This is a genomic window from Microbispora sp. H11081 (assembly GCF_012999535.1).
GTDB lineage: Bacteria > Actinomycetota > Actinomycetes > Streptosporangiales > Streptosporangiaceae > Microbispora.
In genome coordinates this window covers 123,658-139,921 of sequence record NZ_JABBWV010000015.1, presented here as the reverse complement: position 1 = coordinate 139,921, position 16,264 = coordinate 123,658, and the positions used below count along the sequence as shown (strand labels likewise).

Sequence of the window (16,264 nt, the reverse complement as noted above, 5' to 3'; positions counted from 1 at the left end):
CACCGGCCGCCAAGGATTGGAAGCCGTCCTTCCCGCGCGGCCGATGGAGCGTTCCGGACGCCCCGCGGCCGACGTACGGCCTCGAGTCCCCGCGTATGCGGTCCGGACTGGCCGTGCCGGGCAGGCCCACGCCATGAGCGCTGCCCTGCCGCTCGTCGTCATGCCCCAGCGCTCACTCGGGTCAGCGCGGCGAGAAATGCCTGGGGGTTCACCACCGCCACCCGGTAGTGCTCACCGCCCCGCCCGCCGAACTCGACGTAATGCATGCCCACCGGAACGTCGTACCCGCCGCCCAGCAGACGGGGCATGCGGCCGGTGGTAGGCGGGTGGAGCGTGATGTCGGAGACGGGCAAGGTGTGACGGCCCACGCGCAGCGTCCGGGACGTCAGGGTGATCGCGTTGTAACGGCGCTTGCTCAGCGAGACCAGCCCGGGGATGGAGGCGATGCCGAAGAACAGCGGAGTCAGGACGACCAGGGCATCGAGCGGGATCTCATGATGCTCCGTCCAGTAGTTCCAAAAGGACCAGATCATGAGCGCGGCGCACAGCGCCCAGGGCACGCCGAACCACAGCTTCGGCTTCCCGGGCCGCTCCTTGTAGACGATCTCGACGTCAGACATCGCCGTGCCCCGGGTACAGGTACGACAGAACGCCGAAGACTGCCGTCTGCGTGATGGTCAGCCCTGTCCTGTCGGCGCCTTGTAGAACAAGGGCCAGTGCGAGGTCGATGGAATCGGCAGCCGACAGTACGGTCATTCCGACCGTAGATCTGCCGAAGCGATTGCGCTGACGTACGAGCGGCCCGCGTTCGGCGTCACGCAGTTCCTCCTCTCCCGTGCCGATCCGAAGGTATGCGTAGTCACGGTCTCCCAGCCCTATGCGGATGCCACGGCCCTTCTTCCCGATAGAGCGCCGATTCCACGTGAGGGTCGCCTGGAGCCCGCCCACGCTAAGCCGTGTCCGCTCATCGATGAGGATGAGACCCTGCTTCAGATCGTCGGGATGAGAGACCGACGCCTCAGGCAACCCTGGTGCGGCGAGCGTGGCCTGCCGGGGAACCGTCCCCACTGTGACGGTCACTTCTCCATATTGCCCGGCCGTACCGGTCAGGGAGAGGTACGTGCTCTGCCGCTCGAAGGAGCGGGAGGGCATGCGCCGTACGAGGTCGAAATCGAACCCGTGCACGTCGTTCACCGTTTCGTCGGAGCGGGCAATTGATCGAGGCTGGGGAGGAGCTCGGTGATCAGCTCCCAGACGCGCGGCGTCTCCGTGAACACCAGCCGGAGCTCGCTGTCGGGCGTCACCGCCCCCGGCATGATCGGCTCGGCGGGACGCTCGCGCAGCCAGTATCCGAGGGGGCCGCAATCGAGCACGGTGATACCGCGGATGTCTGTTCCCCGGCCCTCGCGGTTGTTCCACGCCACGGTCATCCGCCAGTTGCCGTTGAGCTGCAACAGAAGATGGGTGAAAACCGTCAGTTCAGGATCAGCGAGCCCGCCCTTGGCGGCCAACGCCGCGCGCAACCGCTCGGCGACTCCCTCCACATCGTCGGTGTCCGCTTCAGAGAGCGCTACGAATCCGGCGTCCATGACACCGACCGTCGTGGTGATGATCGTCGCCGCCGGTGGCTTGGCGTCGCTTTCACGCAGGCCGACCGCTCGGGCGAGTGACCACACGAGGGTGCTGAGGTCGGTGCGGACATACTCCGACTCCGGTTCACCCGGCCACCCTTCGTACACGTAACAGGCGTCGTTGCCGATGACCGCACCGTGGTTCGTGGTGCCCTGACCACCGGTGCTTTCGATGTGGACAAGCAAGATCGGCTCAGCAAGGGCGTTCGTCAGGCCGGCGAGCTCGGGGACGACGGCGTCGTCGTCATTGATCAAGCCGGCGGCCCGCAGCTCGTTCCGGGCAGTCACCAGGTCGGCCGTGACCGCCCTCCCCTCATAGAAACAGCCCAGGACCCCCAGATGGGCGGGGCCGAGCCGGAATCGGTCACGTGCACTGTCGAAGGACGGCATCGGTCGGTCTCCCTGCGCTAGTCGAAGGGGTTGATGCTGCTGAATACCTTTTCGGCCCCGTCGCCGATCGCTTTGCACGCCTTCTTCGCACCCGCCTCGATGTCGTCCCAATTTTCGACGACTTTGGCACCGACGTATACGGCGCCCGTGACGACGGTAGCTCCGAGGGTGAGGGGATTGGGGCAGATCATCGCGGCGGTGAGGGAGGCGTTGAAGCCTACCTCGGCGATATCCGCGACATATCCGGCGCCGTTGCGCTTGAACGCGGCGATCGGATCGCCCTGCGAGATGACGTTTGCCGCGCTGTAGCCGGTGGAGACGACCCCACCCACGATGCCCAGCGACCGGACGGCGCCGGCGGTTCGGGCCACCGTTCCCAGCCGGGTAAGAGCGGTGGGCTCGACCTTTAGGACCGCGGCAGCAGCCTCCATCTTCTTCGGGTCCGCGGTGGCCGACCAGACCTTGAGCAGGTTGGCCTGGCTGGAGGCAGTCACAGTTTCGCGCGAGTGGGTGGTACCGCCCAGCACAGCGGCGAGCTCATTGTTGCCGAAGGCAACGTTGAGGAGGTTGTTCACCCTGGCACCAGCAAGCGTCCGCCCCGCGTTCACTGCCCGATTGACCTGATCCATTTCTGCGTACTCGGGAAGCATGGACACGTAGTCGCGGTAAAGACTGCTTTTCATGAATAGCCGGCGGGTCAGGCTCGCGGCTCCGGGGCCCGGCGCGGTGGCGGACCTCGTCGGCAACGTCCACGCGCCCCCTGTCAGTTTCCCGATGAGCGGCCGCGAGACATGGTTGTTCAGCAGCAGGCGACTGAGGGACACGGCCTGGGTGGTGACGATCGGGGCGGTGGCGGCGACCCCTTTGACATCGCCGACGATCTTGAGGATGTTGGCGACCGTCGCCTCGTGCGGCGTGAGGGCCGGGATCGCCTTGCTGATCGCGGCAGCCTCGAGTCGCTTCAGGTAATCGTCCAGCGACTCTCCGGGCTTGCGCTGGAAATCCGAATTTCCCGTTGCATTCGCCCAGTCCGCGACCGAGTTGACGGAGATGAGAGTCGCTGGGTCGATCTTGTTGCCATTCGCGACGATTTCCAGCGGTGGAAAGCCGGCCCACACGAGCCCGGCGAACGGGTCACCTGTCTGCAGTCGCCCAATAGCCGCCCGCTGCCTCAGGTCCTTGGCGGTTTCGCTCCCCCAGCGCGGCATTTCCCCCAGCGGTGTGACGAATTGGGACACCTGTAGGGGCCAGGCACGCTTAAGAACCTCATCCGCCGACCTGTTCAGGTCGTCCATAAGACCGGCCAGACGTTCAAGCTCTTCTGGCCTGAAACTCCGCGTCACGCCTTCCCCCATGCGGCGGGAGCCTACCTGTAACTTATCCTCTGTTAAAGCGTTTCGAGAGGAGAAAAGGTGTCGTCTCCGCCCGAGGTGCAGGAACTCGAGAACAGGGCCGCCAAACTTCGGGAATTAGCCGGCGACGTGGAAAAACTGGTCGATAACGTGAACGGTATGGCGGCCACCATGGAGTGGTCGGGTCCGTTGACCGACCGGATACGCGGCGAGATCGGAACCTGGAGAACGCGCTGCGGCACGGTGGCGGCTCGTCTCCTCGACGAGGCCGATCGGCTGCAACGCGAGGCCCGCGACCTGGCGAACAGGCGCTGACGGCGACATGCCAGACGGCGTGCAGAACAAAATCCGCGAAGGCACCGTCGAACCGGACGTCGATCGATCGCCAAGGGAGCATGCGATGCGCAGGGTTCTGACGTCCGTGGTGGCGGCCGCCGCGGTCACGGTGACGGCTACGGTGACGAGCGCGAGTCAGGCGGGCGCGAGTCAGGCGGGCGCGAGTCAGGCGGGCGCGAGTCAGGCGGGCGCGGCGCCGGTGGCGCACGTAGCGGCCACGGTGGCGGACGCGAGCCATATGTCTGCTCCGGCCGTGCTGCCCAAGGGGTTCCTGCTGAACGAGGCCAAGGTGAACGGCCCGCGCAGGCCGTGGGAGCACCTGAAGCTCACCGACAGCCTGAAGAAGCCCCTTGAGGTGAACCCCTGCGGACGCAGGGCCGCCCGCGACGGCCGCAGCGCGAGCCGTACGTTCACCTACCTGGCGGAGACCGTCTACCGCAGCGAGCAGGTCGTGCTCTACCCGTCTGAGCGGGCCGCGAAGGCGGCGATGCGATCCGTACGCGCCGACCTGGCCGAATGCGGCTCGGGAGGCCGTGGCCACGACCGCTACTCGTACCGCTGGAAGAGCACCGGCATCGGCGACGAGGCCATCCGGATCGGCGGCTTCTTCTTCGAGAACCGCTCCCGCACCGTCATCGTCCGCAGGGGAAGCGCGGTGGCGGTCTACGTCAGGACCGGCCTCGTGACCAAGAGCCTTCCGGTCTCCCAGTTCCGTCCGCTGATCAAGGACGCCCGCACGATGGCCGCCAAGCTCTGCGGCCTGCCCGGCGTCTGCGGGTAGACCCCGGTGCCCGCGCCGGGCGGGTGTGGTCATGCCGTTCTGCGGGTCTCCGGCCGGTCGTCCGGGCCGCCGCTCCCGCCCACGACCGCGTGGGAGAGGAAGCGGGGAACGGCAGCCTGCCCGTGGCGCCGCCGTAGCGGCAGGCCACCCGCCCACCCCCGGCCCGGCGGCGGGAGGAACGCCTCCGCCCGGAGCGCGGCGACGCCGATGCGCGGCAGATTGCGGGCGGCGGGATACACGAGGAACCTCGGCTCCCACACAGGCCCGAACTTGGCGTTGAAGCGATACAACGACTCGATCTGGAACCAGCGGGACAGGAAGATCAGGACGCCGTGCCAGGCGCGCAGCACCGGTCCCGCCCCCAGCCGCTCCCCCCGGGCCAGCGCGGAGCGGAACATCGCGAAGTTCAGCGACACCCTGGTCACGCCGAACTCCGGCGCGGCCTGCAGGGCCCGTACGATCAGCAGTTCGTTGAGCCCGGGGTCGGCATCGCGGTCGCGCCGCATGAGGTCGAGGGAGATGCCGTCTGCCCCCCAGGGCACGAAGTGCAGGACGGCTCTGACGTCCCCGCCAGGGGTCTGCTCGTCCTGCGGCCCGGCCGCCCGATGGGCCGTGACCACCAGGCAGCCGGAGTCGGCGGGGTCGCCGAACCGGCCGAGGGCCATCGAGAAGCCCCGCTCGGTCTCGGTGCCGCGCCACAGGTCGGCCGCGCGGCCGATGCGCTCGCGCTCCGCCTCGCTCAGGTCCCCCGACCGCCGTACGCGGCAGGTGTAGCCGAGGCGCTCGACCCGCTTCACCATCTGCCGCACGTTGCGCATGGCCCGGCCTTCCAGGGTGAAGCCGGCCACATCCACGACGGCCTCGTCCCCGATCTCCAGCGCGTCGAGGTCGCCCTCCCTGGTCCACGCCTCGCCGCCCGCCTCGCCGCAGCCGATGACGGCGGGAACCCACGCGTGCCGCCTGGCCTCCTCCAGGAACCGCCTGATCGCGCCCGGCCATGCCTCCCGGTCGCCGATCGGGTCGCCCCCGGCCAGCATCACCCCGGCGACGACCCGGTAGGCGACGGCCGCCTTGCCGCTGGGCGAGAAGATCACGCTCTTGTCCCTGCGGAGCGCGAAGTATCCGAGCGAGTCCTGCCTGCCGTACCGGTCCAGCAGGGCGCGCAGGCGCCGTTCGTCGTCCTCGCTGAGCGCCGCTACCGGCCGTTCCGGCCGCAGCGCCAGATAGATGGTGGTGACGGCGGTGAGCGCGCCGAGCCCCGCGAGCGAGAAGTACACGAGATCGCCGGCGCGCTCGGAGGTGAACGCGACCGGCCCTCCGATGCCGAGCAGACCGAGCACGACGTGCTGGATCTGGTCGCCGAAGCTCGGCCGGCCGGCGAAGGAACGGTGGTGTGAGGCGACGAGGACCCACCCGAGCACCACATCGGCCGCGCCGAGCGCCAGCAGGTTCCACAGCGCCCGCCAGCGTGAGCGCGGGTCGGACAGCGCGTAGAACTCCCCACGGGCGGCGATGAGCACCGCGAACAGGAGCAGCGACACCGAGGCGGCGACCGGGTGCCGCCAGCGCAGCCCTTCGAGCGCGGCGTCGACCGGCAGCAGCACCACGACCGCGCGCCAGGCCCGCACCTTGCGCCGTCTGAGAGCGTGGGAGAGCATGATCAGCAGGATGCCTACCAGCAGCGACGCCGCCTCGGCGAGCGTCGTGGCGGTGCCCGGCAGCACGCTCGCGATCTCGCCGATCCTCGTGCCGCGCAGGCTCGGCACCAGGGCTCTGACGATGTCCAGAACGCCGATCAGCAGCGCGGCCCAGGCCGCCAGCCCTGGGGCCCGGGACCGCACGCCATGCGCGAATCGCGTCCGATAACTCACAGACAGTGACGATATGTCATCGCATGCCGCGTCAGCAGCCGGGATTTCGATCCTTGGTTCGTGCTTGACGCGCGCCGACGGCGTCCGCATCCACGGACACCTCGGGAGACGGCGGCGCCGGCCCCGGCCCGGCGGTCGCCTCCGGGGAGGGACCCGCCGGGCACGGTGGATGGAGCACGCGTCCGCGGGACAGAGATCCCGCGGTCAACGCGCCGCGTTGATCAACGCTTCTCCGCGGCCTCGACGACGTTGGCCAGCAGCATGGCCCGCGTCATCGGCCCCACCCCGCCGGGGTTGGGGGCGACGAAGCCCGCGACCTCGCGTACGTCGGGGGCGACGTCGCCGGTGAGCTTCCCCTCGACCCTGGAGACGCCCACGTCGAGCACGGCCGCGCCGGGCTTGACCATGTCGGCGGTCACGAGGTGGGGCACTCCGGCCGCCGCGACGACGACGTCCGCACGGCGCACGTGGGACGCCAGGTCCTGGGTGCCGGTGTGGCAGAGCGTCACGGTGGCGTTCTCCGTACGACGGGTGAGGAGCAGGCCGAGCGGCCGGCCCACCGTGATGCCCCGGCCGACCACGACGACCTCGGCGCCCTTCAACGGCACGCCGTACTCCTGGAGGAGGACCACGATGCCGCGTGGCGTGCACGGCAGCGGCGCGTCGACCATGTGCACGAGCCTGCCGAGGTTGACGGGGTGGAGACCGTCGGCGTCCTTGGCCGGGTCCATGCGCTCGATGAGCGCCTGGGTGTCCAGGTGACGCGGCAGCGGCAACTGCACGATGTAGCCCGTGCAGGCAGGGTCGGCGTTCAGTTCGTCGACCGCGGCCTCCACCTCCGCCTGGGTGGCGCTCTCCGGCAGGTCCTTGCGGATGGAGGTGATGCCGACCTCCGCGCAGTCGCGGTGCTTGCCCCCGACGTAGATTTGGCTGCCGGGGTCGTCACCGACCAGGATCGTGCCCAGACCGGGGGTGATCCCCCGGGCCGCCAGGGCCTTCACCCGCTCCGCCAACTCACTCTTGATCTTGGCAGCGGTCGCCTTGCCGTCCAGTACCTGCGCGGTCATGGCACTTCCCGTCCTTCCAGGTGCTTTACTTTCCCCCCTCCCGGCGCTCGATGATCCGCCGGGTGAAGGGGATGAACTCCACGATCCGCCAGCCGAAATAGGCGGCAAGCGCGACGATGGGCAGCAGCGCGATGGGGCTGTTCCACATGCCGTTCATCGTCGCGAAGGAGCTCATGATCATATCAAGGGGCATGGAGGGGCTCCGTGAAGAGGATGGGGTGAGCGATTCAGGCTAACCGCACCTCAGGGGTGATCGTGCCGTTTTCGCCCCATCCGTCCCAGCCGCCGCCCCTCCCTTACGGCACGGCTGGGCTTCCCGATCAGTGGAAGAAGTGCCTGGTCCCGGTGAAGTAGAGCGTGATGCCCGCCTCCCGGGCCGCCTCGACGACCTCGTCGTCGCGGATCGACCCGCCCGGTTCGACGATCGCCTTCACCCCCGCGTCGGCCAGAACCTGCAGGCCGTCAGGGAAGGGGAAGTACGCGTCGGACGCGCCGACCGACCCCGCCGCGCGCTCACCCGCCCGCGACACCGCCAGCCGGGCCGAGTCGACCCGGTTGACCTGGCCCATGCCGACGCCGACGGTCGCCCCGCCCGAGGCGAGCAGGATCGCGTTGGACTTCACGGAGCGGCACGCCCGCCAGGCGAAGGCCAGGTCGGCGAGCAACTCCGGCGATGCCGCCTCACCGGTCTTCAGCTCCCACGTGGAGGGGTCGTCACCGGGCGCGTCCAGCCGGTCGACCGTCTGCACCAGCAGGCCGCCGTCGATGCGGCGGAACTCGGCGGCGTCAGACGGCCCCTGCGGGCAGGCGAGCAGACGGATGTTCTTCTTCTCCCTGAGCACCTCGATCGCGTCCGCCGCGAACGACGGCGCGACCACCACCTCGGTGAAGATCGGCGCGATCTGCTCGGCCAGCGCGCGGGTCACCTCACGGTTGACCGCGATCACCCCGCCGTACGCGGAGACGGGGTCGCACTCGTGCGCCTTCCTGTGCGCCTCGGCCACGTCGGCGCCGACCGCGATGCCGCAGGGGTTGGCGTGCTTGATGATGGCCACGCACGGCTCGTCGAAGTCCCACGCGGCCCGCCAGGCGGCGTCGGCGTCCACGTAGTTGTTGTAGGACATCTCCTTGCCGTGCAACTGCTCGGCGTTCGCCAGGCCGTCCTTGCCGCTGGTGTAGAGGGCCGCCCCCTGGTGCGGGTTCTCGCCGTACCGCAGGGCGGTCTCGCGCTTCCACGTCGCGCCCATGAAGGACGGCCAGTCGCCCTCCGGCGCGTACACGTTCGCGAACCAGGACGCGACCGCGACGTCGTAGGCGGCGGTGTGCGCGTACGCCGCGGCGGCCAGCCTCCTGCGCTCGGTCAGCGTGAAGCCGCCCTCGGCGACCGCGGCCAGCACCTCGCCGTACGCGCCGGGATCCACGACCACGGCCACCGTGCCGTGGTTCTTGGCGGCGGCGCGGATCATCGCGGGACCGCCGATGTCGATCTGCTCGACGCACTCGGCGTCGGAGGCCCCGGAGGCGACCGTGGCGGCGAAGGGATACAGGTTCACCACGGCGAGCTGGAACGCCTCGATCTCCAGCTCCTCCAGCTGCTTGACGTGGGAGGGGTTGGCGCCGTCGGCGAGCAGCCCGGCGTGGACCCTCGGGTGGAGGGTCTTGACCCGCCCGTCCAGGCACTCGGGGAATCCGGTGAGCGACTCGACCTTGGTGACCGGCACGCCGTAGGAGGCGATCGCGGCGGCGGTGCCGCCGGTCGACACGATCTCCACGCCCGCGGCCTCCAGCCCCCGCGCCAGGTCTTCGAGACCCGTCTTGTCGTAAACGGTGATCAGCGCACGGCGGATGGCGATGCGGGTCACTTCGTGGTCCTTCCTGGTGTCGGGCCTTGTGCGGCCTCTCCTGCGGCTCGTCCCGGCCCGAGCCGTACGGCCCGCCCGGTCACGGTCCAGCCCTCGCGGGCCATGCGGCCCACCGTCTCGACGAGGAGACCGCGCTCGACGCCCTTGATGCGCTCGTGCAGCGACTCCTCGTCGTCCCCCTCCCGTACGGCCACCGTCTCCTGGGCGATCACCGGCCCGGTGTCCACGCCCGCGTCGACGAGGTGGACCGTGCAGCCGGTGACGCGGACGCCGTACGCGAGGGCGTCGCGCACCGCGTGCGCGCCCGGGAAAGCGGGCAGCAGCGCCGGATGGGTGTTGACCACAGGGAAAGCGCCGAGCACGCGAGCACCGAGGATCTTCATGAACCCGGCGGAGACCACCAGGTCGGGCTTGTGCTCGGCGATCCGCTCGGCCAGGCTCTCGTCCCAGCTCTCCCGGTCGGGGTGGTCGTCCACCCTCTCGACGAACGTGGGGACGCCGGCGCGCTCGGCACGGGCCAGGCCCTCGATGCCGGCACGGTCGGCCCCGACGGCCACGACGGTCGCGCCGAACGCGTCGTCCGCCGCCGCGTCGAGCAGCGCTTGCAGGTTGGTCCCCGAACCCGAGACGAGGACGACGAGCCGGAACGACAGGGCGGAACTCCTTCGTGAGCTGCCTTCGTTTTGCAGGTGATTGCCGGGAGATGGTTCCTTAGACAGTGGTCGAGCGTGGAGGGCCGTCCCTCGACGCAGCTAAAGCGTATCGGGCGCCGGCCATCACGACTTACGACGGGTTATGCGAACGCGAGGCGAAGAGACCGTGACTACACCCCTACAGACGCAGGCCCCCGCGACCGGAGGACGCAGAGCTCTGGTCCTCGCCCTCATGGCGCTGGTCTTCACGCTGTTGCTGCCGGCCGCCGGGCTCGCACTGTCGATATTCGCGATCTTCATCGGGATCCGCGACATGCGCCTGCTCAGCAGGGAACGACGCGGGGTCGGGATGGCGACCGGCGCCATCGTGCTCTCGTCACTCGCGTTCATCCTGGGAGTGGTGACGACGGGATTCCAGCTCTACTTCTCGAACGAGCTCAACGCCTACACCGAGTGCCGCAAGGGCGCGGGGACGGTCATGGCCCAGCAGGAGTGCTCCGACCAGCTCATGCGGGCCTTCGAGCGCAAGCTCGGGGTGACCTGGCCCGCCGGGGTCCCCGCCCCCGCCTGAGAAGGCTGCCGCCGTACGCGAGAACGCCATGCGGAGGCCTTGCCTTTGACGCGCGGGTCAGGGGTTAGCGTCGCGGGGCCGTGCGGCAGCGCCGCACGAGCGGTCCCCTGCCGACACCACCGTGGGAGTTCCCATGCCAGAAACCCTGCCAGGCACCGCACGGGAGATCCGGCTCGCCGAGGTTTCATCCGGTCTCCCCGGCCCCGAGCACCTGATCGTCGCCGAGGTGCCGCTGCCCGTTCCTGGCGCCGGTGAGGTCCTGGTGCGCAACCGCTGGTTCCAGGTCTTCCCCTCGTTGCGCACATTGATCGCCGGAGGCGTGCCCGGCACGCCCTTCCCGCCGCTTCGTCCCGGGGACACGCTGTTCGGCCCAGCCGTCGGCGAGGTCGTCACGGCCCCTCACAACGACGATCCGCGTCCGGGCGACCTGGTCGCGCACTTCCAGGGCTGGCGTGAGTACGCCGTGGTCCCCGCGTCGGCTCCGCTGGGTGACTCTCTGCCCGACCCGGCCGCGCACCTGGCGCCTGGCGCCACCGCGTACGCCGCCCTGACCCGGATCGCCGGCCTGCGCGCGGGCGAGACGGTGCTCGTCACCGGGGGCGCCGGAGGCCTCGGGTCGCTCGCCGGCCAGATCGCCCGGCTGCTGGGTGCGGCACGCGTGATCGGCACTACCGGCTCGTCGGCGAAGGCCGAGCGCATGATCGCCGAGCTCGGCTACGACGCGGTGGTGCTCCGCGACGGGAGCCCGATCGGCGGGCGACTGGCCGAGACGGCGCCCGAGGGTGTCGACGTGGTCGTCGACACCGTCGGCGGCGAGCAACTCCAGGCCGCGGTGGCCGTGGCGCGGCCCGGCGCCCGCCTCGTCGTGGTCGGCACCCTGGCCACGCAACTGTCGGCCGCGTCAGGCGGCACGACGGCCCCGGTGGAGCTGGACGCCTTCCAGCTCATCGCCAAGAACGTCACCCTCCGCGGCCTTGTCGGCGTCGACGACGAGACTCGGGCGGAGTGGACGGAGCGCTTCGGCTCCTGGCTGCGCTCGGGCGCCGCCACCTTCCCGCACACCCGGATCTCGGGCATCGACAACGCGCCGCGGGCGTTGCGTGAGTTGTTCGAGGGGCGGCACGTGGGAACGGTCGTCGTGGAGCTGTAAAGATCGACAGCCGTGAGCACGGCATAGGAGGGCTCATGCGGATCGGAGACGCCGCGGCGGCGGCGGGCACCACGCCACGTGCGTTGCGCCTGTACGAGCAGCGCGGACTGCTCCTGCCACCCCCGCGCACGCCGTCGGGCCAGCGGGAGTACGGCCCGCGGGAGATCGCCCGCATCCGCCTGGTGCGTCAGTTGCTCGCCCTCGGCCTGACCATCGAGGACGTCGCCCGCTGCGCCGACCGCCTCGACCTGCTGGAGGGCGACACGCTGCCGCCGTACGACAGCCCCGGCTGCTCCGGCGGCAGCGGCGTCGGAAGCGGCGTCGCGCGACGCCGGATCGCCGCCCTGGACGCCGAGATCGCCCGCCTGACAGAACTTCGGAACCGCCTCGCCTCGGCCGTCGCCGAGCCGCCCGCCGGTCCGTACAGCGGGACACCGTGAGGAACGCGGCGGCGTCGCGCGGCCGCGCGCTGGGAACGGCCCCCGTCCGGGAGGATCAGTCGCGGTCCCAGGCGTAGGGATCGACGTAGATGACGTGGCCCCCGCGGTCGTCGGTCTCGTCCACGATGTCCTTGCGCTTCGGCGGCGGGTTCGGGGCGGGCTTCCGGGGGGTGGCTGTGCCACGCCGCGCGCTCATGTCGTCGAACGTCTCGGCGGCCGCCGCGGCGTGCTCGTCGGCCCAGTCGTCCCTGATCACGGGAATCGGCTGCGTCTCCGCCTCCGTGGCGTCCAGCCAGTGGCCCGGCAGATGGGCGCCACGGGCGGGCCGCACCCGGCCGGCGGCCTTGGCGATCACTGCGCCTGCTCGCCGTACCGGCTCGGGCGCGGTGGCGGGCCTCCGGGAGATCAGCCACCAGTTGGCGATGCCGGCCGAGATGCCGGCGGCCACGCCGACCTCCAGTGTCACCGACAGCGTCACCTCCCACGGAGACGGCCCCACCGCGGCGAGTCCCGCCCCGCCGAGCGGGCCGCCCGACAGCGCCGCGAGCGTCCCGGCGACGAGACCGGTGGTGATGCCGCAGACGAACCCCCACAGGGGCGCGGCCTCGATCGACGGGGTCGGCGCGACGCGGGCCGTCACCACGCCGGCCACCGCCCCCGCCGCGAACGGCACCGCGATCACGCCCATGACCCAGGGAGGCGCCGTGCCGGACGGCGGCAGCGCGCCCAGCAACGGCAGCATGGGCACCGCGCTCAGCTTGACCCCGGTGGGCGCGACCAGCGTCCCCGCGCCCACCGCGAAACCCGGCCCCGAGATGTACGCCAGGCCCCAGATCACGGCGTTGAAGAAGTAGAGGACCTCCAGGAGCAGGAGCAGCACGCCGCCGACCAACCCGGGGCTGAGCACCTCGGACAGCTGCTGGATCCGGGCGAAGTTGACCACAACAGCCCCGAGGACAAGCAGTGTCCCCGCCAGGAGCATCAGCGAGATCGCGACAGCCGTACCGGCGACGAGCGACCGCGGCCGCTCGGGCAGCAGGCGCAGCATCGACCGCCAGGGCCCGATCGTGCGGGCGGTGGCCACCGACCCGGTGATGAAGGCCAGCAGCAGATGGCTGACCAGCGCCTCCCCCAGGAACGGCTGCATGATCTCGTTGCCGGAGACGAGGGCGATAACCCCGGCGAGCAGCGCGTACGGCGCGGCCAGCGAGATGCCGGCCTGGGCGATGAGCACGAGCTGGGCACGGCGCCGGGCGTTCTCGACGTCGCGGGGCGTGCCCTTGGGCAGCCGGGCCGGCATCCGCAGCCGCAGGTCGGCGTCGCGCGCCATCCACAGACCGGCCCGGTAGAGCAGCGCCCCCGGCAGGATCATCAGCCCGATGGGCAGCAGGCCCACCCGGCCGCCGGGGATCGCGAAACCGGCGTGGTGGGCGGCGAGCCAGAGCTGGCATGCCGTGCGGAAGACACCGGGCAGTCCCTCGCCGAACGGCCCGCGGGGCGCGGCCATCCAGCCGATGAGGGTGAGCGTGGTGAGGACGGCGAGGCCGACGCCGAGCGTCCCGACCGCGGCCAGCATGCCGGACACGGGGAGTGGACGGCGGGTCTCCTCGTCGTCGCCCCGGCCGAGCACGGCGCGGGGAACGGTCCTGAATTGATTGAGAAGGCCCGTCACGCTACCGCATCATCCCAGCCGTTCCGCGTTCCTCCACGCCGCCACGCCGCCCCCTCCCCCCAAAATCGCCGTGATCTTGTAGTTTGTCGCAGAGCGGCCGCCTGACCTGGGAAGGAAGCTTTCGTGATCTTGCAGAAAATCGCTAGCACCCCCCGTGAGCTGGCCCTATACGCATCGTGACCTTGCACTTCACCGGGAAGTGCAAGGTCACGAATGACGAAACCGCTGGCAGGAGCGCCGGGCGCCTGTTGACTGCATGATCACCAAGGGTGACGGCGCAGGTCAACAGCACCCTCTGCGACAAACTACAAGATCACGCGGACATGAGGTCGCGCATGAGGCGGGCGGTCTCGCTGGGGGTACGGCCAACGCGGACGCCGACCTTCTCCAGCGCCTCCTTCTTGGCCTGGGCCGTACCGGCGGAGCCGGACACGATCGCGCCCGCGTGGCCCATCGTCTTGCCCTCGGGCGCGGTGAACCCGGCCACGTAGGCGACGACCGGCTTGGTCACGTGCTCGTCGATGTAGGCCGCGGCGCGCTCCTCGGCGTCGCCGCCGATCTCGCCGATCATCACGATCGCGTCGGTCTCCGGGTCCTCCTGGAACGCCTGGAGCGCGTCGATGTGCGTGGTGCCGATGACGGGGTCGCCGCCGATGCCCACACAGGTCGAGAAGCCGATGTCGCGCAGCTCGTACATGAGCTGGTAGGTCAGCGTGCCCGACTTCGACACCAGGCCGACACGGCCCTTCGTGGTGATGTCGGCCGGGATGATGCCCGCGTTGGACGCGCCGGGCGACGCGATGCCGGGGCAGTTCGGGCCGATGATGCGCGTCTTGTTGCCCTTGGACACGGCGTACGCCCAGAACTCGGTCGTGTCGTGGACCGGCACGCCCTCGGTGATGACCACGCACAGCGGGATCTCCGCGTCGATGGCCTCGCGTACGGCGGCCTTGGTGGCGGCCGGGGGCACGAAGACGACGGACACGTCGGCGCCGGTCTGCTCCATGGCCTCCTGGACCGTGCCGAAGACCGGCAGGCCCTCGTGCGTGATGCCGGCCTTGCGGGCGTTCACGCCGCCCACGACCTTGACGCCGGCGGCGAGCATGCGGCGGGTGTGCTTGGTGCCCTCGCCGCCGGTCATGCCCTGGACGATGATCTTGCTGTTCTCGGTGAGCCAGATAGCCATTACGCACCTACCGCTGCGAGCTCTGCGGCGCGCTTGGCCGCTTCGTCCATGGTGTCGACCAGCTCGACCCGCGGCAACGCGGCATCGGCCAGGATCTGCCGCCCGAGGGCGGCGTTGTTGCCGTCCAGGCGGACGACCAGCGGGTGGGTCACTTCCTCGCCACGGCTCCGCAGGAGATCGAAGGCCGAGACGATGCCGTTCGCGACGGCGTCGCAGGCCGTGATGCCGCCGAAGACGTTCACGAAGACCGACTTCACCGACGGGTCGGACAGGATGATCTCCAGGCCGTTCGCCATGACCTCGGCCGACGCGCCGCCGCCGATGTCGAGGAAGTTGGCCGGCTTGGGCTGGCCGGGGAACTCCTCGCCCGCGTACGCCACGACGTCGAGCGTGGACATGACCAGCCCCGCGCCGTTGCCGATGATGCCGACGTTGCCGTCCAGCTTGACGTAGTTGAGGTGCTTCTCCTTGGCCCGGGCCTCCAGCGGGTCCTCCGCCGCCTTGTCGACGTACGCGGTGTGCTCCGCCTGGCGGAAGTTCGCGTTGTCGTCGAGGGTGACCTTGCCGTCGAGCGCCTTCACCTGGCCGTCTGCCGACAGGATCATCGGGTTGACCTCGACGAGCGTGGCGTCTTCGTCTACGAACACGGCCCAGAGCTTCTCGATCAGCTCGGCGGCGCCGTCCAGCGCCTGCTGCGGCAGGCCGCCGGCCACCGCGATCTCGCGGGCCGTGGCGCGGTCGATGCCCGTCAGCGAGCTGACCGGCACCTTGGCCACCTTCTCCGGCGCCGTGTGCGCGACCTCCTCGATGTCCATGCCGCCCGAAGCCGAGCAGATGGCGAGGAACGAGCGGTTGGCGCGGTCGAGGAGGAAGGAGAAGTAGTACTCCTCCGCGATCTGGCTGGCCTCCTCGATCAGGACCTTGTGGACCGTGTGGCCCTTGATGTCCATGCCGAGGATCTGCGTCGCCTTCGCGTACGCGTCGGCGGCGTCGTCGGCCACCTTCACACCGCCGGCCTTGCCGCGCCCACCGGTCTTGACCTGGGCCTTGACGACAACGCGTCCGGTCAGCTGCTCGGCAGCCGCCCGCGCTTCCTCCGGTGTCTCCGCGACGATACCGCGCGGCACCGGGATGCCGTACTCCGCGAAGAGCTCCTTCGCCTGATGTTCGAACAGGTCCACGAGGGTCCGTCCCTTTTGATGTCCGAGGCCGGGCGCCGTCGTTCCCGCCCGACGTTTCCGCGCATGAAGCCTAGTCCCCGTGCCGGCGTGACCACGTCATCGGGTCCCACCCGAGCCTTGC

Annotated in this window: 17 protein-coding genes; 5 read left to right on the top strand and 12 right to left on the bottom strand. The window is 70.2% G+C overall.

Features of this window, described 5'->3' with window-relative positions; all coding sequences use genetic code 11:
* Window positions 1-158 precede the first annotated feature (158 nt).
* The 4 genes from HHX31_RS28595 to HHX31_RS28580 are packed head-to-tail and all read right to left on the bottom strand — an operon-like array spanning window position 159 to window position 3,376.
* Entirely contained in the window at window positions 159-620 is a 462-nt protein-coding gene (locus tag HHX31_RS28595; protein WP_169951980.1) for a hypothetical protein, read from the bottom strand.
* A complete protein-coding gene (locus HHX31_RS28590) occupies window positions 613-1,194 on the bottom strand; it encodes a hypothetical protein (RefSeq protein WP_169951978.1) in 582 nt (193 codons plus the stop codon). The genes HHX31_RS28595 and HHX31_RS28590 overlap by 8 nt, the downstream gene beginning before the upstream one ends.
* Window positions 1,191-2,021, bottom strand: coding sequence for a hypothetical protein (locus HHX31_RS28585; protein ID WP_169951976.1), 831 nt, complete (start codon window positions 2,019-2,021; stop codon window positions 1,191-1,193). Before HHX31_RS28585 ends, HHX31_RS28590 begins: the two co-directional genes overlap by 4 nt.
* Before the next feature lie 17 nt (window positions 2,022-2,038).
* On the bottom strand, window positions 2,039-3,376 hold the full coding sequence (locus HHX31_RS28580; RefSeq protein WP_169951974.1) for a PE-PGRS family protein: 1,338 nt from the start codon (window positions 3,374-3,376) through the stop codon (window positions 2,039-2,041).
* A gap of 57 nt (window positions 3,377-3,433) precedes the next feature.
* On the opposite strand from HHX31_RS28580, the gene HHX31_RS28575 reads away from it, so the two are divergent.
* Window positions 3,434-3,688, top strand: a complete 255-nt coding sequence (locus HHX31_RS28575; RefSeq protein ID WP_169951972.1) for a hypothetical protein — start codon at window positions 3,434-3,436, stop codon at window positions 3,686-3,688.
* An 85-nt stretch (window positions 3,689-3,773) separates the two neighbouring features.
* On the top strand, window positions 3,774-4,490 hold the full coding sequence (locus HHX31_RS28570) for a hypothetical protein (RefSeq protein ID WP_169951970.1): 717 nt from the start codon (window positions 3,774-3,776) through the stop codon (window positions 4,488-4,490).
* Between the two features lie 29 nt (window positions 4,491-4,519).
* On the opposite strand, the gene HHX31_RS28565 is transcribed toward HHX31_RS28570, so the two are convergent.
* The 5 genes from HHX31_RS28565 to purN all read right to left on the bottom strand — a co-directional run bounded on the left by HHX31_RS28565 (window position 4,520) and on the right by purN (window position 9,943).
* Window positions 4,520-6,361 carry a phosphatidylglycerol lysyltransferase domain-containing protein gene (locus HHX31_RS28565; RefSeq protein ID WP_311932281.1) on the bottom strand — a complete coding sequence of 614 codons (1,842 nt, stop codon included), beginning with the start codon at window positions 6,359-6,361 and terminating at the stop codon, window positions 4,520-4,522.
* A gap of 221 nt (window positions 6,362-6,582) precedes the next feature.
* A complete protein-coding gene (locus HHX31_RS28560; protein WP_169951966.1) occupies window positions 6,583-7,428 on the bottom strand; it encodes a bifunctional methylenetetrahydrofolate dehydrogenase/methenyltetrahydrofolate cyclohydrolase in 846 nt (281 codons plus the stop codon).
* Between the two features lie 25 nt (window positions 7,429-7,453).
* The gene (locus HHX31_RS28555) at window positions 7,454-7,621 is read right to left on the bottom strand and encodes a hypothetical protein (protein WP_169951964.1); all 168 of its coding nucleotides are present in this window, start codon (window positions 7,619-7,621) and stop codon (window positions 7,454-7,456) included.
* A 127-nt stretch (window positions 7,622-7,748) separates the two neighbouring features.
* Window positions 7,749-9,290 (bottom strand): bifunctional phosphoribosylaminoimidazolecarboxamide formyltransferase/IMP cyclohydrolase, encoded by a 1,542-nt coding sequence (purH, locus tag HHX31_RS28550; RefSeq protein ID WP_169951962.1) that lies wholly within the window; start codon window positions 9,288-9,290, stop codon window positions 7,749-7,751.
* Complete coding sequence (purN, locus tag HHX31_RS28545; RefSeq protein ID WP_169952052.1) at window positions 9,287-9,943, bottom strand: phosphoribosylglycinamide formyltransferase; 657 nt, start codon at window positions 9,941-9,943, stop codon at window positions 9,287-9,289. The genes purH and purN overlap by 4 nt, the downstream gene beginning before the upstream one ends.
* A gap of 166 nt (window positions 9,944-10,109) precedes the next feature.
* On the opposite strand from purN, the gene HHX31_RS28540 reads away from it, so the two are divergent.
* The 3 genes from HHX31_RS28540 (at window position 10,110) to HHX31_RS28530 (ending at window position 12,104) form a co-directional block, all read left to right on the top strand.
* Window positions 10,110-10,514 (top strand): hypothetical protein, encoded by a 405-nt coding sequence (locus HHX31_RS28540; protein WP_169951959.1) that lies wholly within the window; start codon window positions 10,110-10,112, stop codon window positions 10,512-10,514.
* A 133-nt stretch (window positions 10,515-10,647) separates the two neighbouring features.
* On the top strand, window positions 10,648-11,664 hold the full coding sequence (locus tag HHX31_RS28535) for an NADP-dependent oxidoreductase (RefSeq protein WP_169951957.1): 1,017 nt from the start codon (window positions 10,648-10,650) through the stop codon (window positions 11,662-11,664).
* 35 nt (window positions 11,665-11,699) lie between these two features.
* The gene (locus HHX31_RS28530; protein WP_169951956.1) at window positions 11,700-12,104 is read left to right on the top strand and encodes a MerR family transcriptional regulator; all 405 of its coding nucleotides are present in this window, start codon (window positions 11,700-11,702) and stop codon (window positions 12,102-12,104) included.
* Window positions 12,105-12,159: 55 nt separating this feature from the next.
* Here HHX31_RS28530 and HHX31_RS28525 read toward each other — a convergent pair whose 3' ends face one another.
* The 3 genes from HHX31_RS28525 to sucC all read right to left on the bottom strand — a co-directional run bounded on the left by HHX31_RS28525 (window position 12,160) and on the right by sucC (window position 16,143).
* Complete coding sequence (locus HHX31_RS28525; RefSeq protein WP_169951954.1) at window positions 12,160-13,776, bottom strand: DUF6350 family protein; 1,617 nt, start codon at window positions 13,774-13,776, stop codon at window positions 12,160-12,162.
* A gap of 313 nt (window positions 13,777-14,089) precedes the next feature.
* Window positions 14,090-14,962, bottom strand: coding sequence for a succinate--CoA ligase subunit alpha (gene sucD, locus HHX31_RS28520; RefSeq protein ID WP_169951952.1), 873 nt, complete (start codon window positions 14,960-14,962; stop codon window positions 14,090-14,092).
* Entirely contained in the window at window positions 14,962-16,143 is a 1,182-nt protein-coding gene (gene sucC / locus HHX31_RS28515; protein ID WP_169951950.1) for an ADP-forming succinate--CoA ligase subunit beta, read from the bottom strand. The genes sucD and sucC overlap by 1 nt, the downstream gene beginning before the upstream one ends.
* Between the last annotated feature and the right edge of the window lie 121 nt (window positions 16,144-16,264).